This window comes from Pseudoalteromonas sp. SG45-2 (genome assembly GCF_014164115.1).
GTDB lineage: Bacteria > Pseudomonadota > Gammaproteobacteria > Enterobacterales > Alteromonadaceae > Pseudoalteromonas > Pseudoalteromonas distincta.
The window spans coordinates 105879-128411 of the sequence record NZ_JACJEO010000004.1; the positions used below are offsets into that span (position 1 = coordinate 105879).

General features: G+C 38.7%; 20 protein-coding genes. 10 read left to right on the top strand and 10 right to left on the bottom strand.

The genetic code is table 11. The features are described 5' to 3' along the window. Positions 1-31 precede the first annotated feature (31 nt). On the top strand, positions 32-1636 hold the full coding sequence (locus tag H5116_RS03675; RefSeq protein ID WP_182715586.1) for a diguanylate cyclase: 1605 nt from the start codon (positions 32-34) through the stop codon (positions 1634-1636). Positions 1637-1638: 2 nt separating this feature from the next. Here H5116_RS03675 and H5116_RS20275 read toward each other — a convergent pair whose 3' ends face one another. The 3 genes from H5116_RS20275 to H5116_RS03685 form a co-directional block, all read right to left on the bottom strand. Then, positions 1639-1797, bottom strand: a complete 159-nt coding sequence (locus H5116_RS20275) for a hypothetical protein (protein ID WP_240915877.1) — start codon at positions 1795-1797, stop codon at positions 1639-1641. Between the two features lie 58 nt (positions 1798-1855). Beyond that, the gene (locus H5116_RS20280) at positions 1856-2053 is read right to left on the bottom strand and encodes a hypothetical protein (RefSeq protein WP_240915878.1); all 198 of its coding nucleotides are present in this window, start codon (positions 2051-2053) and stop codon (positions 1856-1858) included. Positions 2054-2490: 437 nt separating this feature from the next. After that, entirely contained in the window at positions 2491-2910 is a 420-nt protein-coding gene (locus H5116_RS03685) for a VOC family protein (protein ID WP_010554617.1), read from the bottom strand. A gap of 273 nt (positions 2911-3183) precedes the next feature. Between H5116_RS03685 and H5116_RS03690 the strand changes: the two genes are divergently transcribed. The 6 genes from H5116_RS03690 to H5116_RS03715 all read left to right on the top strand — a co-directional run bounded on the left by H5116_RS03690 (position 3184) and on the right by H5116_RS03715 (position 8767). Then, entirely contained in the window at positions 3184-3489 is a 306-nt protein-coding gene (locus H5116_RS03690; RefSeq protein WP_182715628.1) for a hypothetical protein, read from the top strand. Then, a complete protein-coding gene (locus H5116_RS03695) occupies positions 3486-3875 on the top strand; it encodes a hypothetical protein (protein WP_002962855.1) in 390 nt (129 codons plus the stop codon). Before H5116_RS03690 ends, H5116_RS03695 begins: the two co-directional genes overlap by 4 nt. 170 nt (positions 3876-4045) lie before the next feature. Then, positions 4046-4528 (top strand): DUF3015 domain-containing protein, encoded by a 483-nt coding sequence (locus tag H5116_RS03700; protein ID WP_002962856.1) that lies wholly within the window; start codon positions 4046-4048, stop codon positions 4526-4528. Positions 4529-4607: 79 nt separating this feature from the next. Further along, positions 4608-6446: a DUF4105 domain-containing protein gene (locus H5116_RS03705; protein ID WP_024596683.1), complete on the top strand. Its 1839-nt coding sequence runs from the start codon at positions 4608-4610 to the stop codon at positions 6444-6446. 206 nt (positions 6447-6652) lie between these two features. Next, positions 6653-7417 (top strand): ABC transporter substrate-binding protein, encoded by a 765-nt coding sequence (locus H5116_RS03710; RefSeq protein WP_024596684.1) that lies wholly within the window; start codon positions 6653-6655, stop codon positions 7415-7417. A 252-nt stretch (positions 7418-7669) separates the two neighbouring features. Then, entirely contained in the window at positions 7670-8767 is a 1098-nt protein-coding gene (locus H5116_RS03715; RefSeq protein ID WP_182696150.1) for a polysaccharide lyase family 7 protein, read from the top strand. Here the strand turns inward: H5116_RS03715 and H5116_RS03720 are convergent, their stop codons facing one another. Continuing rightward, complete coding sequence (locus H5116_RS03720; RefSeq protein ID WP_182715629.1) at positions 8768-9169, bottom strand: NUDIX hydrolase; 402 nt, start codon at positions 9167-9169, stop codon at positions 8768-8770. It abuts the gene before it with no gap. 186 nt (positions 9170-9355) lie between these two features. On the opposite strand from H5116_RS03720, the gene H5116_RS03725 reads away from it, so the two are divergent. The 3 genes from H5116_RS03725 to H5116_RS03735 all read left to right on the top strand — a co-directional run bounded on the left by H5116_RS03725 (position 9356) and on the right by H5116_RS03735 (position 12734). Continuing rightward, entirely contained in the window at positions 9356-11239 is a 1884-nt protein-coding gene (locus tag H5116_RS03725; RefSeq protein ID WP_182715587.1) for a propionyl-CoA synthetase, read from the top strand. A 187-nt stretch (positions 11240-11426) separates the two neighbouring features. Continuing rightward, positions 11427-12284, top strand: a complete 858-nt coding sequence (locus tag H5116_RS03730) for an MBL fold metallo-hydrolase (RefSeq protein WP_024596687.1) — start codon at positions 11427-11429, stop codon at positions 12282-12284. A 216-nt stretch (positions 12285-12500) separates the two neighbouring features. Continuing rightward, positions 12501-12734, top strand: coding sequence for a hypothetical protein (locus H5116_RS03735; protein ID WP_182715588.1), 234 nt, complete (start codon positions 12501-12503; stop codon positions 12732-12734). A gap of 166 nt (positions 12735-12900) precedes the next feature. Here the strand turns inward: H5116_RS03735 and H5116_RS03740 are convergent, their stop codons facing one another. The 6 genes from H5116_RS03740 to H5116_RS03765 form a co-directional block, all read right to left on the bottom strand. Then, positions 12901-14334, bottom strand: a complete 1434-nt coding sequence (locus tag H5116_RS03740; protein ID WP_182715589.1) for a DUF2971 domain-containing protein — start codon at positions 14332-14334, stop codon at positions 12901-12903. Between the two features lie 449 nt (positions 14335-14783). After that, positions 14784-16076 carry a HAMP domain-containing sensor histidine kinase gene (locus H5116_RS03745; RefSeq protein WP_182715590.1) on the bottom strand — a complete coding sequence of 431 codons (1293 nt, stop codon included), beginning with the start codon at positions 16074-16076 and terminating at the stop codon, positions 14784-14786. Then, positions 16073-16756 (bottom strand): response regulator transcription factor, encoded by a 684-nt coding sequence (locus H5116_RS03750; protein ID WP_182715591.1) that lies wholly within the window; start codon positions 16754-16756, stop codon positions 16073-16075. Before H5116_RS03750 ends, H5116_RS03745 begins: the two co-directional genes overlap by 4 nt. Next, a complete protein-coding gene (locus tag H5116_RS03755) occupies positions 16756-19944 on the bottom strand; it encodes an efflux RND transporter permease subunit (protein ID WP_182715592.1) in 3189 nt (1062 codons plus the stop codon). The genes H5116_RS03750 and H5116_RS03755 overlap by 1 nt, the downstream gene beginning before the upstream one ends. Positions 19945-19946: 2 nt before the next feature. After that, positions 19947-21089, bottom strand: a complete 1143-nt coding sequence (locus tag H5116_RS03760; protein WP_182715593.1) for an efflux RND transporter periplasmic adaptor subunit — start codon at positions 21087-21089, stop codon at positions 19947-19949. Continuing rightward, positions 21086-22447 (bottom strand): TolC family protein, encoded by a 1362-nt coding sequence (locus H5116_RS03765; protein WP_182715594.1) that lies wholly within the window; start codon positions 22445-22447, stop codon positions 21086-21088. The genes H5116_RS03760 and H5116_RS03765 overlap by 4 nt, the downstream gene beginning before the upstream one ends. Positions 22448-22533 lie beyond the last annotated feature (86 nt).

A 22533-nucleotide genomic window follows, 5' to 3' on the forward strand; every position in this document is an offset into this window, starting at 1 on the left:
TAAAAAAATGTAGTTGAGCTTGGAAGTGCTTATGGCTGACAAAAAACATCATAAAAATACAGTTCCTAATATTTTACACGGAGGTGCTAAATACGTATTTCTTTTTTTTATTTACTTAATAGCATTTAATAGCAATGCAGGCGATTTTTGCGATATTACCCCCTTAAATAGTCAGTCCCCTCCATCATCTTTACAACCTAATACAACTTCTGAACTTCAGGCAAAACGCGGTACAAACCAATTTCAGCTTAACTGCTTGTTAAAGCGTGGCGGCGTACTTTCGTTTTTGCGCCCAGGTCTTGATGATTTTACATGGCAGCAAAACGGTGTAATAAAGCAGCCATTAAAATCGGCACAAGTGGCATTTTTAATGGACTCAGGAAACTTTACAGCCATTATTACAGTTGAGTCAAAACTTAACTATACACCACGCTTTAAGTGGCAAAATACACAAGTTTTTTTTAAAGAAACACAGCAACATAATCTCATTATGGGTGCTTTTTATGGGCTGTGTATCACACTCATTTTTTACGTATTTATAATGGGCTACAGGCTTCACGACAAGATATTTAAGCTATACAGCGCTTATATTTTTTGTATTGGCAGCTTTATTTTGCTTCAAGAAGGCCAACTCTATTTATTTATAACTGACCACGTTTCATCACTCCTATTTGATTTATACTTACTCAGCATAGGTTTAACAGTACTCAGTGCTACATGGTTTATGTGCGCATTACTTGAACTAAATAATAGATGGCCAAAAACAAGTAAGATTTTAAAAATTATGGCCGGTATTGTTATGTGCTTTTCTTTAATAAAAATATTGTTCAGTAACACTTTGATTTGGCAAATAGCTGGCAACATCATGGCTTACGGCTCATTAATTATTGTGACTGTTATTTTTGTTTTAGCGGCACAACAGGCTCGCAAAGGAATACGCGAAGCAACGCTTGTTTTTGTAGCATTGAGCTTGGTGCTCGTAAGCATGATATTTAGAGTATTACTTATTAATCAAAGCCCATTTATGCAACGTTACGGATTTATTTTGGCTTTCGCTGTGGAGTCATTTTTACTAGCAGTAGCTGTTTCTAGGCGTATTAGCCGTATGCGAATCGCACAAAAACGCGCCGAAACCGAAGCCGATTACGATCACCTTTGTGGCATTTTAAACCGCCGTGGCTGGGGTAAAAAATCATCAGAGCTGATTGAGCTGCATGCAAAAAAAGGCGGAGTTTTATGTTTAATGTATATAGATTTAGATGACTTTAAACAGATAAACGACAATTATGGGCATGCCGTAGGCGATGAAGCTTTATGTAAAGTAGCCGCCAGTTTAAAAAGTATTGTACGCACCAGCGATGCAGTCGGCCGCTTAGGCGGCGATGAATTTGTAGTACTTGCCCACTTTTACAGCAAAGCGCAAGTAAGCCCAAAAACACACCATCTAAAAATAGAGTTAGATAAACTCGCCATCACGCATAACGACCAGCCTATTGCTATAAAGGCAAGCATTGGTAGCAGCGTATTTAGTGAGCCTCCTAAAAATATTGACGAAATTTTAAAAGCCGGCGACACCGCTATGTATCATGAAAAACTACAGCGTAAAGTAAAGCCGCTCACTTTAGTTGATAGCTAGCTTTAAGTATTTAAAACCGTAGCTGGCTTAGCAAACTGCTTACGGTTTATATAGTGGCTAAAAATAATAGTAAATAACGTTGAGGCTTGTTTGCCAATAAAGTGGGCAACACTACCCATTACCGCTAAAATAACCGGAAAGGTAGAGATTAACCGCTCCACGCAGACCCTATATGCTGTGATATAAACGTAACAAGTACGATAAAGCCCGTCACTAATATCATTTTACCAAAAGCTCCCAGCGGGCATTTAATGGTTTTGCATCAACTGATATATTTAGCCTTGTAGAGATAATAGCTAAACCGAGTAAAATACAAAGCGAAATCACCCTCGCCACAATAATATTCACTGGTAAAAATAAAGTAATAACGCTAAATACACACCAAATACTCAACGCTGTAAAAAGCGATTTAAGCATTCCAAATCTTTGTGAAACAACCAAGTAACTAAAACAAAATAAGCCTATACCGCTCATACCATAAAGAGAGGCCACCGCTGAGTTAGCTGCAAATAATTTACCTTGTTCTAATGCTATAAAATAAGAAATAGGCCAGAGGTAATAGGCAAACCAGGAATTATGCCGCTAACAAAACTACCAAAGCGTTTTTGGGCGAATGTTATTAGTAAAATAAGCAAAGGTGCAATTATGAGTTTAAGCAGCATAAATAACAATAAAATATGAGAGCTGAAATTAAGTCTAGGTGTCTATACTTATATTGTAGAGTGAATAAAAATCATGTATGTAGCGTAATTTTTTTACCTGTAAATATTAACTAATTTATCAAAACACTGATTAATAGTTATAAAAAAACCACTTATTGAAGTGGTTTTTTAGCTTAACTTAAACAACAGCATTTATACTTTTTTAAATAAAACCTCTGGGTTTACCATGGTTTTCATTTCAAGCACATTGCCATTTGGATCTTCAATAAAAAACGTTTCTTGCTCAAACTCATCACCAATAAAACGGCGGTATGGTTTATCTAGGTATTCAATACCCGCATCTTCAATACGTGTTTTTAACCCGTTAAATTCATCTTCAGATAAGTGAATACCAAAGTGAGGTACTGCTACGGCTCCCATATCAACATCATGGCGAACTGTTGGTAGGCGCTCAACGCTTTGGTGTAAGGTAAGTTCATTGCCCCAAAAATCTATATCTACCCAGCGACCTTCTTCACTATTACCCGTTTTACAGCCTAGTACGTCACAATAAAACGCTTTAGCCACTTTTAAATCGCCAGCCGGAATAGCCAGATGCAAACAGTTAGACATAAATAACCCTTGGTTAACACTTTAATACATTAAATTATCGCCATTATACATAATTTATGATTTATAGAACATTAACAGCAACGCTATTAAGCATATTTAATACCTAAGAGTCGTTTAAAAAACACGCTTTTTAAATGTGTAATTACTTATAACATTTATTTGTTAGAGAGTATTAGAAAGCGCAAAAGGATTAGTTTAAAATGCGCCGCTATGATTAAATTCTTACTTTTAAAATTCATTACTTTCTTTTTAGGCTTTGTAGCTTGCTTTGCTATGCACACTACTTTTGCACTGCCTTTAGTAATTTCTGCCGCGCTAACGGGGCTTATTGGCTCTTTTATTCCTTTTCCTGCGCGTTATAAAAACCATCCTTATGCTGCAATTTATGCTGGTAGTTTTGCCGGTATGTGTTCAACCCATTTAATTACCAGTTACTGGGAAATTGGTATTATTTCGCTTATTGGCTCAAGTTTGTATGTGCTTACTATGAATATGTTTACAGGCTTTGGTGGCAAACTTGGCAGTGTCGCTTTTGCAAGCGTGGCACTTTTTGTATTAGCTAAAGGAATAGTACTATGAGTATTGAATACCCATTACTTGTACTGCTTGGTGCTTTTTTAACGTTTTACTTAGCTAAACATAGTCGCTTTGATGGTATAAGAGCATCCTCTTCACTTTCTATTATTGCTTACTTAATTTTTAGCGCATTGAATTTAAACCCCGATTTATACGCGATTATATTTTTTGGCGGTACATTTATTGGCATGAGCGCCCCGCATCGTTTTGGTATTTATACGGTAGCAAGCTCATCTGTTTTGTTTTCAATATTATTTGAATTTCTTGTACCAAAACTTGACGGCTACGGTGGTGCACTAGGTATTAGTGCATTTTTATCTGTATGTATTTGCCATACCTGTATTTTGTTAGGTGCCCCAAGAAGTAAAAAACCACCACCAGTTCAATAAAAAATTATTGAACTGGTCTAGTTTCTCCCTGCATTCGCTTTAATATAGTAGAGAAATTAGAGTGTAAAATATTCATGTTTTAAGCTGTTCTTTTTCTCTGCAAGTCTGTTAGAATCTTTCGCGAACTTTATTTACCCTAAATAAAGACAATCATATATGGATTTATGAAAATGAAAAAACTAATCGCAGTAGCTGCACTATCTTTACTACCTTTCTCAAATGCTATGGCTGACCAAGATATTGGTTGTGGTCTTGGTTCTATGTTATTTGCAGGTCAGCAAGGTAAAGGCGTTAAAATTTTAGGCGCTACAACAAACGGTACTTCTGGTAACCAAACTTTTGGTATCACTTTTGGTACTTTAGGTTGTGATGGTACTGGTACAGTAACGTCTTCAGAAAAAATTGCTTTATTCATCGACGGTAACATGGAGCAACTTGCTCGTGATATGTCAAAAGGTGAAGGCGAAACTTTAGCTACTCTAGCTGAAGCTTGGGGTGTTGCAGATCAAGATAAAGCAGCATTCAACGCGCTTGCTCAAGCACAGTTTTCTTCAGTATTTACTTCTGAAAACGTAACTTCGCAAACAGTTTTAGAAAACCTAAACACTGTTCTTGCAAGTAACGCACAACTTGCTTCTTATACTCTTTCTTAATCAGCTAAATTAGCCGGTTTTATACGTATAAATAAAGCCGCTGGAGTATTTCTCTAGCGGCTTTTATTGTTTAGTGATTATGAAAAAAATATTCTTTGTTTTATCAATTGCGCTGTTTAGTACTTACGTAAACGCTCAAAGTTTTAAAAATGACACCTTAGCAACCGACCCTTACTGGCTCAAATTAGGTCATTACCGTGGGGCCACATTAGGTGGTTGGAAAAGTGAAGTAGATAGTGCTGAGTTTTTTTTATCTCCTATAGGTAAAACAAGTCCACTGGACGAACTTGAAGCCACTATAGCCGCATTTAGTGGTAAAAATACTGACCCAAAAACAACACAATCTCGCTGTCGGTTTCCAGCACGCTATAAATGGCTAAAAACAAAAATTAAAAATAACTGGCCCGCGCTTAATTGCCCAGAGCTTCAGGCGTGGCAAAAAATAATCAACCCAAAAGGGGTTACGTTAGTTTTTCCTACTGCATTTATGAATAGCCCATCATCAATGTTTGGTCACACCTTACTTCGTATTGATGCAAAAGATCAGACCCGCCATAAAGAGTTGCTCGCATTCGCAGTTAATTTTGCAGCAGAACCAAACGGCTCAGACAATGCAGCTATGTACGCACTAAAAGGCCTGATTGGCAGCTATCCTGGTAAATTTTCGCTTATGCCGTACTATAAAAAAGTACGCGAATATAATGATTTAGAATCTCGTGATATTTGGGAATACAAACTTAATTTATCTGAGCCACAAGTAGAGCTTATTTTATTGCACTTATGGGAGCTACAATCAGCTACATTTGATTACTTTTTTATTGATGAAAACTGCTCCTACCAATTACTTGCATTATTACAACTCGCACAAGAGGACCTTGATTTAACATCGTCATTTAATATGCAAGCTATTCCATCAGATACCGTCGCAGTACTAAGAAATAACAACTTACTACAAACTCCTAATTACCGCCCTGCTTTTGGCACTAAGCTTTACCATTACTCTACTCAAATGACTAACGAACAACTTGATGATGCAAGAGAGTTAATGCAAGGTGGCTCCCTCAATACTCGTAATTACTCACAGTCGCAATTAGTCGCAATATTAGAAATGGCGTATGAATGGTTAAATTTTGAATTTTACGATAAAGCATTAAAGCGTGAAGAAATTGCACCGCGACTAACTAAGCTACTACTAATGCGCAGCAAATATAAAGTAGCTTCGCCATTTACTAAGCCAAGTCGTCCTATTGCTTCTCCAGAGCAAGGTCATGGATCTTCTAAAGTAACGCTTGGAAGAACTGAGTACGCCCATCAAAGTGACTTAACAAGCTTTGCGTATCGCCTTGCATACCATGATTTATTAGATAGCTCAGCTGGATTTATTCCTGGTGCTCAAATTAGCTTTTTTGATATTGAAGGAGCCATAAGCGATAAGGGTAACACGCGACTTGAGCATTTTTATTTATTAGATGCTATGTCACTTGCACCCGATAACCGCGTGTTTGATAGCTGGTCTTGGAACTTTAAAATGGGCTTTGATCGTCAGCCTAATAATAATATTCAACAAGGTCGTTGGTTTGCTAAAGGTGGATACGGAAAATCAATCGGTAACCCAAACACGTTACACGGCTATTTACTTGGCCAAGTTGAATTTAATAATGGTGACATAACAGACAACCTAACAACAGGCATTGGTAGTGAAGCTGGTGCAATATGGCAAATAAATAACAGTCATAAACTCGCTCTTACAGCAAACATAACATGGTTAATAGATGGCCAAGCAGATAAACACAGTGACTTTGCAATAAAGTGGAATTACTCCTTATCACGTAATTTATCTATACGTACTGAACTTAAAAACCAACATTGGTATACAAGTAGTACATCGGCTAAATTTGCAATTCAATACTACTTTTAATCATTGCATATACCCACAAGGGCTCAATTATTTTTACAGCGCTTGTGGGTATATAAAACTTTACTCAATACACGTTCAATTTTCACTTCTTTAATTATGCAATAGACTCTCTACATACCTATTCATTTACTTATTTTATACATTTGAGTATATATTTCAGACAAGACCCTTTAAACTCAAAGTATTGTAGTTAGAAAGATTCTCTTATGTATCTGCGTGTTGTAGTTTTCATTTTCGTTTTTATTTTTTGCAGTAATGTAAGGGCAGTAAGCTCTCTTACTTTTATTGCCGAAGATTTACACCCTTACCATTTTAAAAACAAAAGCGGTGAAGCTGACGGAGCTTCCGTTGATATTGCTAAGGCTGTTTTAAGAGAAGCAAAGCTACAAGCTAAATTTGAAATAATGCCAATGGCACGAGCCTTTCATCAGCTAGCAGCTAATCCAAACACAATTATGCTCTCTTTATTAAAAACTCCCGCTAGGCAAAGTCAGTTTAAATGGTTAGGAGCGGTATACTTTACTGATGCCTACCTAGTTAGTTTAAAAAGCCATAAAGACGAAGTAACTCATTTAAATCATGCAAAATTTTATAAAGTAGGCACTATTCGTGGATATTTGAGTGCCAAATATTTAATAAAGATGGGGTTTGAAGAAGATAAAAATTTAATACTAGCTAGTTATTATCAGCAGGCATGGCAAATGCTTTATAAGGGTAGAACTGACTTTGTCCTTATGAATACACTCACCTTAGATAATGAACTAAAAATGTCAGGGCTCGACCCAGACTTAATAACTAAACGACTTCATTTAGCTGATTTTCCTTCAATACTCTATTTTGCTGCTAATAATCAGCTTGACGATAAAACAGCAAACTTAATCTCGCAGGCATTAAAAACTATAAAAGTAAGTGGCGAATACCAAGCCATTTTAAAAAAGTGGCAACTCCCTCTTCCTCCTTCTATAAATTAAACCTATTTAAATAAGTATATTAGCAAACATCAAGCGCTACCAAATATGATGAAAAACACCTCTGTTTAACAATTTTAAATAACATAATAACGTTAACCAACCCTATTGGTTAACCAAAACACCGTCATTAAAATAACAATTAATTATAAAAAACTACAAATTGGTAAGTTTTAATTTTTAAATTGGTATGTTAGATTGAGGTTAAGCGACGCCTGTACCGCGCAATTTTTACTTCATCACACAGAGACAATAATGATAAAAAATACATCCACATTTAAACTTACGGCTTTAGCCGTTATCACACCTCTACTTTTTACGGCTTGTTCAAGTACCCAAAGCACTAATCAGCAAAGCGATGCGCCGGTACCTGCAACAAAGTTTGATTTATCACACTGGAAAATAAATGTACCAGTGGATTTAAACAACGACGGTAAAATTGATGAAATAGATGTAGAAGAAATTCAGACTTACGCACACCCTGATTTTTTCTATCTTGATGATAAAGGCTACATGGTATTTACCTCGCCTAATAAAGCGCTTACAAGTGCTAACTCTACTAATACCCGTAGTGAACTTAGACAAATGATCCGTGGATCAAATACTAAAATTAAAACTAAACACTCTAAAAACAACTTTGCTTTAGCTGTTCACCCGCTATCTGACCGATTTGGCTCTGTTGGTGGAAAAATGGAAGCAACGTTAAAAGTAGATCACGTTGCGCTACGTGCTACTGATCCTGATAAAAAAGCGGCTTACTCGGTTGTTGTAGGGCAAATTCACGCAGGTAAAGATCAGGCACTTATTGATACCAAGCTTGGTTATGGCTGGGGCAATGAGCCACTTAAAATATATTACAAAAAATGGCCAGGGCATAAAACAGGCTCAGTTTTTTGGAACTACGAACGTAATTTACCTAAAACCAATCCTGACCGTAAAGACATTACTTACCCAGTTTGGGGTAATACATGGGAAAACCCTAACGAGCCTGGCAGTGCCGGTATTGCACTAGGTGAAGAATTTAGCTACACGGTCAATGTGTATAAAAATGTTATGCACCTTACATTTAGCGCACAAGGCAAAGAAGACGTTAACTACTCTATTAACTTAGGTAATAACGTAGATGCTTATGGCAAAGTGGACGAAAAAGATCATCCACATGGTTACGCTGCAGATTGGCATTACTTTAAAGCCGGCGCTTATAACCAATGTAGTACTAAAAGCGCGAAAGGTATTTGGTACCCAGGTTGTTTAGGTACTGGCGATTGGACTACAGATAAACAAAATGGCGATTACGCTCAAGTAAGCTTTAGTAAACTAGAGTTAAGCCCAGCGACACCGCCAACAAAATAACTAGGCTAGTACAGCCTCAGATAAGTAATTTTTTAGTGATGTAAACAGTGGCGTTGGTAGATTATTAATATCGCACCAGCGCCACTTTAAACATTTATTAGGCTCTTTAAGCTCAGGCTCTCCGCCTTCAAAATCAGCTTTTACATACAACGTAATATAGTGTTTGTTCTCTGCTGTAAAAATATCATTGGTAAAATCAAGCTTAGTAACTTTACTTACCTCTAAACCTGTTTCTTCAAACACTTCTCGTATTGCACATTGTTCAACACTTTCACCAAACTCTAAATGTCCACCAGGTGTTGCCCATGTATTAGCACCATGCGCGCCAATGCGCTCACCTAGTAAAATTGTGTTTTGATGCTTTATAATAACCGCAACCCCTACTCTTACTACGTTACTCATATCGTATTTTCTCTTATTTTTACTGCCCGCCATGCTGAACCACACGCTTTGTGTTGTCAATTTTGTATTTTTAAAACCAGTGTATTGATTAACTTTTAGCCGACCAAGGTCGAATAGCTTGCTTGCTAAAAAAAGCCTACATTTTGTAAGGTCTCTCACACACAAATTTAGTTTTAGGAGCCTTACATGTCAGGCAAATATAAACAGCAATATAATGGTTTTAAACAAAACCCAGCCCAATTTTGGCTTGAACAAAGTAAAAATATTCCGTGGTATAACCCCCCCACAAAAGCATACACACAAGACGACGACGGGCTTTACCATTGGTTTAGTGACGGGCAATTAAACACCAGTTTTTTAGCACTAGACCAACACGTTATTGCCGGATTTGGCGAGCAAACTGCACTGATTTACGACTCCCCAGTCACTAATACAAAGCAAACTTATAGCTACTCACAACTACAACAAGAAGTTGCTAGATTTGCAGGCGTAATACAATCGTTAGGTGTTACAAAAGGCGACCGCGTTGTTATTTATATGCCAATGATCCCACAAGCTGTTATTGGTATGTTGGCGTGTGCTCGTCTTGGGGCTATTCATTCGGTGGTATTTGGTGGGTTTGCTGCACACGAATTAGCTGTACGCATTGATGATGCCAAGCCCAAACTTATACTTAGCGCCTCATGCGGTGTTGAAGTAAACAGCGTTATTGAATACCAACCACTTATTGATAACGCAATAGACTTAGCTGCGCACAAAGTAGAACACTGCGTTATTTATCAACGTCCACAAGTAACCGCCACTCTTAAGCCTAAACGAGACATAGATTGGACTCAGGCAATGCAAACGGCTGCAAGCGCAGATCCGGTGCCTGTAAATGGAGATGATCCGCTGTATATTTTATATACCTCAGGCACGACAGGCACACCCAAAGGCGTAGTGCGCGAAAATGGTGGTCACGCAGTGGCAATGCAATACAGCATGGAAACCGTTTATGGTATGAAGCCCGGCGACGTATTTTGGGCAGCGTCTGACATTGGCTGGGTAGTTGGGCACTCTTATATAGTTTACGCGCCGCTAATGTATCGCTGCACGACCGTATTATATGAAGGTAAACCGGTTAAAACACCCGACGCCAGTGCATTTTGGCGCATGGTTGAAGAATATAAAGTAAATGCATTATTTAGTGCCCCCACTGCATTTAGAGCGATTAAAAAAGAAGACCCAAATGCCGATGGTTTTAATCAATACGATACCTCTAGCTTAAAACGTTTGTTTTTAGCAGGCGAGCGGTTAGATCCTCCCACTTACGAGTGGCTTAAAGAAAAAACCAAACTGCCAGTGCTCGATCATTGGTGGCAAACCGAAACCGGCTGGGCTATTGCTTGTAACCCTGTAGGGCTTGAGTACTTAGCAACAAAACCTGGTAGTTCTACCGTGCCTACTCCAGGTTTTGACGTGCGAATATTAGATATGGATGGCAATGAATGCGCAGCTAACGAGCAAGGCGCCGTGGTAATTAAACTGCCACTTCCACCGGGTTGCCTACCAACAATTTGGCAAGATACCCCGCGCTTTAAAGCAAGCTACCTAAATGAATACGAGGGTTATTATTTATCTGGCGATGGTGGTTATATTGATGAAGACGGCTACCTATTTATTATGGGCAGAACCGACGACGTTATAAATGTAGCAGGCCATAGGCTTTCTACCGGCGAAATGGAAGAGATAGTAGCCGCGCACCCTGCTGTTGCTGAATGCGCTGTTTTTGGTGTGAACGATCCTCTAAAGGGGCAACTTCCTATGGGCATGATCGTGCTTAAAAATGATTTTATGGGCTCAAGTACCGACGTAGAACAAGCGCTTGTTTTAAGTGTTCGTAATCAGATTGGCGCTATTGCGTGCCTTAAAAATATAGTTAGCGTAGATAGGTTACCTAAAACTCGCTCGGGTAAAATACTGCGTAAAAATTTGCGCCAATTGGTTGATGGCGAAGAGCTACAAATACCTTCAACCATAGACGATGCCAGTATCTTTGAAGAAATAAACCAACAACTAACACAAAGATAAACCCAACCAAGCTATCTAAAGCCATTTTTATAATGGCTTTTTATTTCATCCTTATATTTGATCCTTTTACTTAAGCTTAAGCTTAAGCTTAAGCTTTAATTTTACCAATAGCTGAAATTTTTTACTGCTTAATGCTTTCTTCTTTTAATAGCGTTATTAATTTAATCAATTTAAAAAGGAATGGTGTATGCCCCGCTTGCTACAAAAACTATTAACCACAGCCCTATTGTTTATAGGCTTTGCCACACAAGCCTATGAAATAGAAGACTTAGGAGATGGCTTACACCGCTTTATAGACGACAGACACCGCTCAGTATTTTTAATCACTCCTGAGGGTGCAATTGTTACCGACCCGCTTAACAAAAAAGCCGCCATCTGGTTAAACGAGCAAATTAAAACTCGCTATAACGTACCGGTAAAGTATGTAATTTATAGCCATAATCACAGCGATCATATTTACGGCGCCGAAGTATTCAAAAGCCCGCACACCACTTTTGTGGCGCATAAACTCGCCGCGCAAGATATTAAAAACACACAAATGAAAACGGTAATGCCCAGCCTTACTTTTGATAACGAGCTACTACTTACCCTTGGTGATTCAACAGTAAAGCTTAACTACCATGGTCCAAACGATGGTCGTGGTTCGGTTAGTATATTATTCGAAAAGCAAAAAACCTTGTTTGTGGTTGATTGGATTGTTATTGGCAGAATGCCGTGGCAAAAACTGTGGAGTTACGATATTCAAGGCATGATTAATTCAACTCAAGCGGTACTCAAATATGACTTTAATAATTTTGTAGGCGGACATGCCGATATTGGCAGTAAAGCAGATGTAGCGCGTTACTTAAGTTATTTAGAGCTTTTGTATAGCCAAGTAACCGCAGGCGTTTTAGCCGGTAATACGCTTGACGAAATTAAACAAAATGTAAAATTAGACCAATTTAGTGACTTTAAACAGTTTGATGCATGGTTACCACTTAACATAGAAGGCGTGTACGAGCGTTTAATGGAAGAGTCTGGTATGGGTTGGCGCAGCGATTTATAAGTTTGAACTCAGTGGACTAAGCTCTGAGCTCTAAACTCAATATTGTAAGCATTGGTATTGGCGTATTTAACGCAGTACCAATGTACTTATTAATTAGTTAAATAGACGTCAAAAGCCATATAAGTCACCTTTACAATATCCTTACGTTTGCTTACAGCACTATACAAAAAAAAGTTTATCCTAGGCTTTGTGTTAAGCTACATAGGACTAATAAACATGAACTTATCTTTAAAAATAGTTTTAGTAATGACGACCGCGCTTATTATGAGCGGCTGCACTGTATATCAACATGGTCCTAGTGCGCATAAACCACATAAAAAAGTAGTTAAAGTAGTTACGCCTGCTTTAGTAACTGAGCACAACTCTCCCAACATTGTGATCGTAAAAGCCAAGCCCACAAAACAAGCCTGCACTAAACACGATGATCATTGGCATTGTAAGGCTCGATAAAAAACGCTTTGCTAAGTAAACTCGTTTAGGTAAAAGAAGTAAATTGCGCTTTTTATTAATATAGAGTTGAGTGATATTGGCAGCGCTAATGTTTGATATACTTAGATATTTTAGCCTCCTCAATGTGCTGAGGAGGTATCCACTAAACTAAGATCGCCTAGAAACTTTATGTGAGGCTAAGTAGGCTCATTTCAAAATGGGTTATACATTTTTCATCCGACGAGTATTGCGCCTGATAAAATTTGAAATCATCTCTACCTATTTTTTTACATTTTTCTTCAATTATTTTTATTACTTTCAATTTATCTTCGGTTGTCGTTTTAATACCAAAAATAATGCCTTTAAGAGAAGAGAATTCATAATTTAATGACCTATCCTTGGGGGCTGAGAAGCTATCTGATGAGCTAGTAAGAATCAGGCGATGTTCGTTTTCATACGACCAATCTTTAGATTTAACGGTCACATCTCTATAGAAATTTTCCCAGTATTTTTTACGCCAACTATTTTCAGATTTAATCATATCATCTGCGCATTCACTCATAGCTTCATCTAACGAGTACCATACTGAATTCAACTTCGGAATGGGAAGACGACCTAGCATGCGAAAGAAGTCGATTTGACCATAACCTTGTATGTAATTTACAGGGAAAAACATTATGTTACTAAACCCATAAGTAGGACCAGATGTTGAGCTGTAACCATTTCGCCCCTTCAACTTAAGAAAGGATTTATCATTAATTACATCGGCATTAAAAATTAAGCATGCACCAGAATGATTATCGCCATAATGTCCCCATACTGAAGAGCTCTTACACTCAGACATAAAGCATGCTGTATACCAATCAGGAAAAACTAACTTTTCAATTTGTGAAATATATTCTTTAGGAAACTCAATAATTACTAAGTTTCTATTTTTACTATCATTATCGACTCTTCCATTATATCGATGTATAAGATCCATTTGTTGGTTACTATGTTGGAGTGCTGAAAATATAGTATTTGCTATTTTTTCGTCACCTCCATTTTCATTCAAGCTTTTTTCCAGAGTACCTATAAAATCTTTATTTAAAAGATCAATAATCGGTTTATCTGCTTCAGAATTTATCCAATCTCTTTTTGGAATAAGACCATTTTTCTCATATTCTGAATATATAACTTCCAGCGCATAACTATGTGTATTTCGAAAATAAAAAAACAACTCATCTCTTCTAACAGGAGTTGTTCGTTTAGAAATTGAAAGAATAAGTTTATCTAAACTTTTATTATCGAAGAATTTGTTTGTAATACTGGAGAACAACTCTTTATATATTGGTGTAGGAAAATCATCTTCACTAGAAAAAACCGGTATATCAGCTTTAGATATAGGATGATCCTCGCCTGAAATCAACAACAAAGAACAAAGTCTCTCAAGACATAATAGATAATGTTGGAATAGGTTTCTCCATACTATGAAATCACCTTTCCAGTACATATCTCGAAAACCTTCCATCGGATCATTTAATAACTCCGGCTCTGCAAAATATATGCTTTGATTTTCTAATTCTTTAAATTCGCCGATCAAGCTATTGATGCGCCTGAATCTATAAAATTCCTTTTTCATATACTAAAACTCAATTTCATTAGGGGTATAATTTAATAGTCACGAATCGTACATGTTCCTACTACCGTCGCCATCATTTCTATACTTTATACAGTTTTAGCAAATTACTTAACACATTACTATCACTAAGTTTTTTATATTCTCAGCGTTAAATTAAATATTTTTGAATATAAAAAAACCGCGCTAAAGCTTTTTTAAAAGTGCCTTAGCGCGGTTTTTATATTTCAAATCCAAGTAACCTAAACTCTGGATAATAAATCTATCTCAAGCAGCTATTTTCAGCGCTAACCGCGTTGAATCTACTTGCAATAGACCAGCTATTGACGCGTAAATTCGCCTTGTTTTCACTGAAAATTTCTGGCTAGATAAAATAAATTTAAATATCACTATGATTTAATATGTTAGTAAATCTCTTAACCAGAGTTCAGGTTAAGTATTAAAAAAGCGTATCAACTAAAATCGACCACCACTTCATAACGCCCAGGCATGTCGTTTACTTCGTATACCCAACCGTGTCGTTTTATTATTTTTTCGCTTAACTCCAATCCTAAACCGTAGCCAATGTTAGCAGGCTTGTTTGTGTTATTAACAGTGTGTGGCGTATCAGTTTGTTCGCTGCTATTTACTATAATCACACGGCTACCCTGCTGAGTAATTCGCACTTGCCCTTGTTGCGTATGCTGATACGCATTACGTATTAAGTTAGTAAGCACAATGTGGCATGCGGTGGCTTCGGTATTAATAGTCGTATTTTGGTTATCGGTATTTATAAGTACATCAACTTGTTTTGAATTGAGTAAATAATCGAGTTCGTTACTCAAGGTCGTTATTTTTTCGGCTAGGTTTACAGGCTCTGGTGCACTTTGCTGGTCGTCATTTCTGCTAAGCCACAATAACGTCTCAGTTAAATCGCTCATAGTTAAACCGGCGCGCTCTATTCGCTGCAGTGTAAGTTGCTGTTTATCGCTTAAAGGCGCTTTTTCGCTTAAGCGGTTAAGTAATTCAACGTTGCTACGAATAACCGAAATTGGTGTACGTAACTCGTGGCTCGCATAACTTAAAAAGCGCTGTTCTCGCTCAAGGCTGTCGTGAGCAGAAAGCAAGCTACTGCGTATTAACGTTGCCAAGGTATTTAGTTCGTTATAGGTAAAGTCGGGCGGCGTGTTTTGTAAATTATTTTGATTTAGCGACTTAGCCCAACCGCGTAGTGACTCTACTGGTTTAGCTATTTTTTTCATTACCATAAACAAAAAGAAGGTAAATAAAGCAATTGCCGTAACCCCTGTTAACGCTATCCATGCCAACTTTTTTATAGGTTTATCGGGTGAGCTTTGTTTTTTAAGGCGCTCTTTTTCAAGCATAATACGTGATACGTAACGGGGCTCCCCTGCAGGGTTTTGAAAATACGCTACAAAATAGAGGTCTTCCGGCATTGAAAAAAACGATGGTTTGACTTTGCTTTTTTGTAGTACGCCAACCTCTGTAGGCTTTGTAAAGCGTTGCTGAATTTCGCTTGGCATGTCTTCCCAGCGACTCGCTATTTTAAAGCCAATCATTTCTGCAGGTTCACCGTTTTTAACCTCAGTAGATTGCGAAAGCGCATGCATTACGCCATTTAACCCTCGGTCTAAGCCATCAATAAAATAATTAACACTTAAAAACGAAAAACCAATTGCCATTAATGAACTTAAAAGCACCATGGTGGCAAAAAAATACAACCTCAGGCTGGGTCTAATTTTCATGCTTGTGTCTCATTTTTTAATTTTAGCGCAAACCCCACACTAGGTATTGTTTCTAGTACGGCTTGGCAATGCGCTTGCTCTAGCTGTTTACGCAAATGATGAATATGCACTTTTAAGCTATTGCTGTCTGGCTGATCGTCTCCCCATATTACTTGCATAATTACCTGTCGGGTTACCGGTTTTTGCTGCTCTCGCACAAGCACTTCTAATAACTTAAAAGTAATGGGTGATAACTTTAAACTGTGCTCTGCCACTGTTGCTGTATGCGCGGTTAAATTAAGTGTTAAATTAGCAAATGTAAGTCGCTTAACCTCTCCACTTTTACGCTTTGCTAATACTTGAACCCGCGCTACTAGCTCTTTCATCGCAAATGGTTTTACTAAATAGTCGTCACTACCGGCTGCAAACCCCTCAAGCTTATTGTCGAGGCTATCGCGCGCTGTCAGCATTAATACAGGTATATCAATGCCTTGCTCACGTAAAGTTTTACACATGGTTAAACCGTCCATTTTGGGCATGTTTACATCTAATATAATCATTTGATATTGATTACGTTCTATTAAATTTAAACCCATTACGCCATTGCTTGCATGGTCACACTCTATTGACTCAATTTCGAGATAATCAACAATGGTGGTTGCCAAATCTATGTCGTCTTCAACCAGTAGTACGTTTATCATTAAGAGGCTACTTCCTGCGTTTTATTTTTAGCACCTAGCGATATTAGCACAGCATCAATACCGCGTTTAGCATCGGTTTGAATCATCAATAATGCCGGTATAAGTATTAAGGTAATAACCGTGGCAAACAAAATACCGTAGCCAAGTGATGCCGCAGCAGGAATTAAAAACTGTGCCTGCATTGAGGTTTCGCTAAGTAGCGGCACTAAGCCTGCGTACGTCGTAATTGAGGTAAGTAATACCGCACGTAATCGGCTCGTACACGACTCAACTATCGCATCGTGCGTGCTCATGCCCTCTTCTTTTACTAGTTCGTTAAAGCGTGAAACAAGTAATAAGCTGTCGTTTACAACTACCCCACTGAGCGCCAAAATACCATTTAATGACAATATACTAATGGTTAAGTCGTTCCACCAATGTCCTAAAATAGCGCCCACAATGCCAAACGGAATTGCTACCATAATCAACATAGGTTGAATGTACGATTTAAGCGGAATAGCCAGCAACACGTAAATAACTAATAAAGCGGCTACAAACATAGTGCTCATTGAGCTGGTGGTTTCGCTTTGTTGCTCTGCCTCTCCTGCAAAATACACACTTAAGTTAGGAAATTGCTGTGTTAACTCTGGAATTAAGTCGCGCTTTAAGTTAGAAACTAACTCGTTTGGAGCAATCACGTTTTTATCCACTTGGGCGCTTAAATAAATTGCACGAAGTCCATCAATGCGGGTTATTTCATCTTGCTGATATTCACTGCTTACTGTGGCTACGTTAACTAAAGGGACAACGGTGCCATCAGGCAGGCGAATACGCGACTGCATTATATCGGCAGGTGTTTTACGAGCATCTTCTGGGTAGCGTACACGTACTTTAACTTCGTCTTTATTACGTTGGTAGCGCTGTACAACTGCACCACCAAAGGCTTGCAGTACTTGCTTTGATAAACTAGCTGTATCCATGCCAAGCGCGCGCCCTTGTGCATTTAGGGTAAATTTAAGTTGTGGCTGACCTGGGTTTAAGTTGTCGTCTATTCCGTTAACGCCTGCGGTATTTTGTAAGCGCTCCTTAAATAGTGCGCCCGCCGCCATTACGGTTTCGTCGTCCCACGCTTTAAGCTCAACTTTAAAGTTATCAACCATTTTACGCGTGGCTAATATTTGTAATTTTTTACTGCCCTCAAGGCTACCTGCTACGCGCTGCCACTCTTGAGCAAATTCGCTTGCTGTAAAAGCGCCTTCGTTTAATAGCTCAACGCTTACTTCACCGCTGGTGTCGCTGCTACTAATGACTTGTAGGCTGGTTATTTCGCTTTTATCAGAGTTCAACTTAGTCATTAAGTTTTGCTCAGCTTGTAATGCACTTTGCTCAAGCGTTAGTAAGTTTGTGTTTGTTTGCCCATAAGCGGCGTCGTTTTGCATAACCAAATCGGCTGTTACGGTATCGCCTGCAATACTTGGGAAAAAACCAACTTTAACTGTGCCTGTCATCGGCATGCCAATAACTAATATAAAAAAGGCGATAAACGCAGCCACTACGGCGTATCTAAAGCGCAGTGAAAATTCAATAACCTTGCAGTAAATGTTTTTACTAAACCAGCTTAAGCCGCTATCAGCACCATGTTGTATTTTTGACCACAGACCTGCTAAGCCTTTTTTAACTTGGCGTTTAGTACTAATGTGGGCTAAATGCGAGGGTAAAATAAGTTTTGATTCAACAACTGAAAGCAGTAAACAAATGGTCACTACAGTGGCAAATTGAGAATAAATTTTACCTAAGTTGCCCGACACATTCGAAAGCGCTACAAACGCAGCCACCGTGGTTAACACCCCAAATATTGTTGGCACAGCAACCTTCATGGTACCTAAAACTGTATTATTTAATGTATCGCCATGCTTTTTACGTGTGGTGTAAATACTCTCGCCTACAACAACGGCATCGTCTACCACTATGCCCAGCGCCATAATAAAACCAAAGGTGGTCATTTCGTTTATGGTTAGTGCGGTGTAGCCATCGGTCATAAAATAAAGCGTACCAAAAAATACAAACGGCAAGCCACCAGCAACCCACAGCGCTACGCGTACGTTTAAAAATATGGCAAGTATTACAAACACCATAATAATACCGGTCACGGCATTTTTAGTAAGTAGCGATAAACGCTCGGTGATCATGGTGCTTTTGTCGTGCCAGCTTTCAAGCTCTACGTTTTGAGGTAATAAACCGCTTTCGTGCCATTTATCTATTACGCTATTAGCTTGCTTAACAATGGTAGTTATATCGCTGTTATCGCCCATTAAAATTTCAACGCCTACGGCATTTTGTTGGTTATAACGGCTTAATGAGTTGCTATCTTCGGCAAATGAGTCGGTAACTGTGGCTACATCTCCTAACTTAATTTGTGTGCCTGATGCGGTTGTTAACAATACAATATTGGCAAAGTCGCGCTGCCAGTAAGCTTGGTCAGCGGCTTTTAAGCGTATAATTTTACTGCTATCGCGCAAACTAGTCGAAAGCGGGCTTGATGACTCATTATTAATGACCTCACTTACATCACTAATAGTTAAGCCATACGCTTGTAATTTACCTTCGTCGATTTCTATGGACATCATCGGGTCGAGCACACCCGATTGCTCTACGTCGCTAATGCCTGATTGCGCTAATAAATCGGCTTTAAGTTTTTCACCCAAGTTTTGTAATGTATGGCGATCTGCATCCCCAAAAAGTTGCAGCGTTAATGCATGATCTTGCCTACGGGCTTTATCAATAACAGGTTGCTCAGCATCTGCCGGAAAGTTATTAATAGCGTCAACTTGGTTTTTAACGTCAACAAGTAACTCATCGAGTGAGTAATCAGTACTTTTTTCAATGCTTACATGGCTACCGCTAGCATCGGATGTAGAGGTAATACGTTTAATACCCGATACGGTTTCGAGCGCTTCTTCTATTTTTAACGCTATTCCTTCTTCGGCTTGCAATGCATCGCCACTGTCGTAAACCACCGATACCGAAATAGTATCTGGCTCTAAACTCGGAAAAGCCTCTTTACGTAAAGTCGTAAGCGACATAATACCCATTACAATCACACTAACTAACAATAAGTTAGCGGCAACAGAGTTATTTGCAAACCAATTAATAATACCGTGCAGCGGGTTATTATTACTGGGTATTTGAGGTGGTTGATGAGGGCTCATTATTATATCTCCTCAACTATTGGATTTACTTTCATGTCGTTTAAGTAACTAACAAGTGGGCGCGCCACCACTTTTAGATTTTTAGCACCATCTACTGGCGTAATATATACGTAATTCCCACGCTCAAATACTTTATTAGCGTGTGTGCTTACTAAGCTATTTTGATCATTTACGTACCAAATTAAGCCATCTTGAGATACCGCCGAAGCAGGCAGTTTTATTACGTTAGTTAACTGCTTACCGGCAATTTCTACCGCTAAAAATGTGCCAGGCAGTAACGGCGTTGTTTGCTCAAACGGTTTATCTAAGGCAACAATTACGCTGCGTTGACGCGAGCTGTCATCAAGATGTTGCTCAAAACGTGCAATATAACCGTTCCATTTAGTATTAGTGGTTACATCAGTTAAAATAACCTCGCCTGATTTATTATTTGCTAGGTTTTGCCACTGACTTAATGAAAGCGGTACCGTTATTTCTACTTTGTCAGTGCTGTTTAGCGTGGCAAGCGTATCGCCAATACTCACATAAGTACCTAAATCTATATCGCGCGATAAAATAACAGCGTCAAATGGTGCACTTAACTGGGTGTTATTTACATCACGCTGTGCGGTTTTAAGTGCATATTGTGCTTTATCGAGCGTAGCTTGCGCGGCTTCTAACTGCAGCGTTCTAAATACAAGCGGCGAGCTTGGCGCTTGCGTAACGCCTGAGCGATCCCATTCACGTTTTGCTTGATTACCTAAATCTTGTTCTTCTTGCAGTGCTAGTTTTGCATCAGCCAATGTTGCTTTTGCGCTAGCTAGAGCTTGTAAGTATTCGGTGTCATCAATTTGTGCAAACACCTGCCCTTTAGTTATTAAGTTACCGGTCGAAAATTGCTCGCTCATACTGGTTACTTCGCCTTTAACTTGTGCTTTTAAGCTAAGTGACCAATGCGCTTTAGCTTCACCGTGGCCGCTAACATAAGCCTGATAAGTGCTCGGAGCTGCATTAATTACCGATACATTTGGGGCAATAGCTTTAATAGCGGCTGGTTGTGGACTATTTGCTTTTTCAGCCATTTTTTGACCGTTATACATAATAGCAAGCCCTATACAAACAATAGCAACAAGCGTTACAACAACCGGTGTTGGCGAAATTTTCATGACGATACTCCAAGACCCAAAGCGAGGCCTAAATCTATGCGGTTAGTTAAAAGGGTGTAGTTTATTTGGCTAAGCTGGGCTTGCAGGTCGTATACTTTTTGTTGCACTGTTAGCAAATCTAAAATATCAACCAAACCTTGTTGATACTTACTTTGATAGTTACTAAAGCTGCGTTTAGCGCTAGCAAGTGCATTGCTAATTTGCAGTTGCTGCTCGGTTAATGATTGCTCCTGCCCGAGTGCATTTTCAACTTCGTTTACAGCACTTAGCAGCGTATCTTGGTACTGCCAAAACGCTTGCTCGGCATTTAATTTTGCAATATCAACTTGCGCACGCAGTGCTCCACCTTCAAATAAAGGGGCACTTAAACTGCCTAATAAACTCCACACTGGGCTGGTTAATAATGATTGGCTTGGCGTGCTTGCTAAATCACTCAGTGATGCCGAAAGCGAAATACTCGGTAGTAGCTCTTTGTACGATACATCAACCAAGTAATGCTTTGCCTGAATGTTGTAATAGGCACTTTGTAAGTCAGGTCGGCGCGCTAAATCTTGCTCTGGTAAGGTACTTAATGGCTCAATAACGCTTGGTAGAGTTAATGTACTTGGCAGGTTTTGAAGTTTATCAGTGCCTACAATTAGCATTAAAGCACGCTTTGCTTTTGCTATTTGTTCTTTGTAATCGGCAATGGTCGCGCGGGTAGATGCCGTGCTAGTACGGGCGGTATCAAGCGCTTCTAAATCACCTAACCCATATTGGTAGCGCTCTACAATACTTTGCTCATTATTTTGTAAAACAACTAAACGTTGCTGCTCTATATCGAGCAAATTTTGCTGCAAAATAATATTTAAATAAGTACGAATAACACTCGCTACTAATGTGTCTTTAGCACCTTGATAAGTAGCTTGGTTACTGGCAATAGTCATATCTTGCGCGGCTACATTGTCAGCAATTTTTTGCCATATATCAGCTTCCCAACTTATACCTACTGATGAGCTATATTGCGTGCCTTCGGTTTCACTGCGCTGCGCGTCAAATCCCGCATCTACACTAAACCACTGACTTGCAGCGGTTACACCACGCTGCGCATAAGCTAGTTTTAATGCAACATGCACTTGATTAAACGATGGATTATTAGTAACAGCTTGCTCAATAAGCGAATCAAGCCCTTCTATATTCACCAAATCGGTAATGTAATTTACGTGCTGTGCGTTACTTTGCGTGTACTGCCAGTTTGTATGTTGTTTTAGCGACTGCTCAGTACTATTACCTTGATAGCTTGGCTGACTACTACATGCAGCAAGCGTACAACTAAGTGCAAGTAAAAAACCGGTTGAGTGCTTTTTAAAATAAACCATTTAACTATGCCTAATTCGTACTATTACACATAGCTTATTAGGTCGAGGGTTAAGGAGGGGTTAAATGATTTAATCTAAATATTGGG

Bases quoted from the DNA above. Each gene is read 5' to 3' on its own strand.
- H5116_RS03675 (WP_182715586.1), top strand. From the start codon at position 32: ATGGCTGACAAAAAACATCATAAAAATACAGTTCCTAATATTTTACAC.
- H5116_RS20280 (WP_240915878.1), bottom strand. From the start codon at position 2,053: ATGCTTAAATCGCTTTTTACAGCGTTGAGTATTTGGTGTGTATTTAGC.
- H5116_RS03685 (WP_010554617.1), bottom strand. From the start codon at position 2,910: ATGTCTAACTGTTTGCATCTGGCTATTCCGGCTGGCGATTTAAAAGTG.
- H5116_RS03690 (WP_182715628.1), top strand. From the start codon at position 3,184: ATGCACACTACTTTTGCACTGCCTTTAGTAATTTCTGCCGCGCTAACG.
- H5116_RS03695 (WP_002962855.1), top strand. From the start codon at position 3,486: ATGAGTATTGAATACCCATTACTTGTACTGCTTGGTGCTTTTTTAACG.
- H5116_RS03700 (WP_002962856.1), top strand. From the start codon at position 4,046: ATGAAAAAACTAATCGCAGTAGCTGCACTATCTTTACTACCTTTCTCA.
- H5116_RS03705 (WP_024596683.1), top strand. From the start codon at position 4,608: ATGAAAAAAATATTCTTTGTTTTATCAATTGCGCTGTTTAGTACTTAC.
- H5116_RS03710 (WP_024596684.1), top strand. From the start codon at position 6,653: ATGTATCTGCGTGTTGTAGTTTTCATTTTCGTTTTTATTTTTTGCAGT.
- H5116_RS03715 (WP_182696150.1), top strand. From the start codon at position 7,670: ATGATAAAAAATACATCCACATTTAAACTTACGGCTTTAGCCGTTATC.
- H5116_RS03720 (WP_182715629.1), bottom strand. From the start codon at position 9,169: ATGAGTAACGTAGTAAGAGTAGGGGTTGCGGTTATTATAAAGCATCAA.
- H5116_RS03725 (WP_182715587.1), top strand. From the start codon at position 9,356: ATGTCAGGCAAATATAAACAGCAATATAATGGTTTTAAACAAAACCCA.
- H5116_RS03730 (WP_024596687.1), top strand. From the start codon at position 11,427: ATGCCCCGCTTGCTACAAAAACTATTAACCACAGCCCTATTGTTTATA.
- H5116_RS03735 (WP_182715588.1), top strand. From the start codon at position 12,501: ATGAACTTATCTTTAAAAATAGTTTTAGTAATGACGACCGCGCTTATT.
- H5116_RS03740 (WP_182715589.1), bottom strand. From the start codon at position 14,334: ATGAAAAAGGAATTTTATAGATTCAGGCGCATCAATAGCTTGATCGGC.
- H5116_RS03745 (WP_182715590.1), bottom strand. From the start codon at position 16,076: ATGAAAATTAGACCCAGCCTGAGGTTGTATTTTTTTGCCACCATGGTG.
- H5116_RS03750 (WP_182715591.1), bottom strand. From the start codon at position 16,756: ATGATAAACGTACTACTGGTTGAAGACGACATAGATTTGGCAACCACC.
- H5116_RS03755 (WP_182715592.1), bottom strand. From the start codon at position 19,944: ATGAGCCCTCATCAACCACCTCAAATACCCAGTAATAATAACCCGCTG.
- H5116_RS03760 (WP_182715593.1), bottom strand. From the start codon at position 21,089: ATGAAAATTTCGCCAACACCGGTTGTTGTAACGCTTGTTGCTATTGTT.
- H5116_RS03765 (WP_182715594.1), bottom strand. From the start codon at position 22,447: ATGGTTTATTTTAAAAAGCACTCAACCGGTTTTTTACTTGCACTTAGT.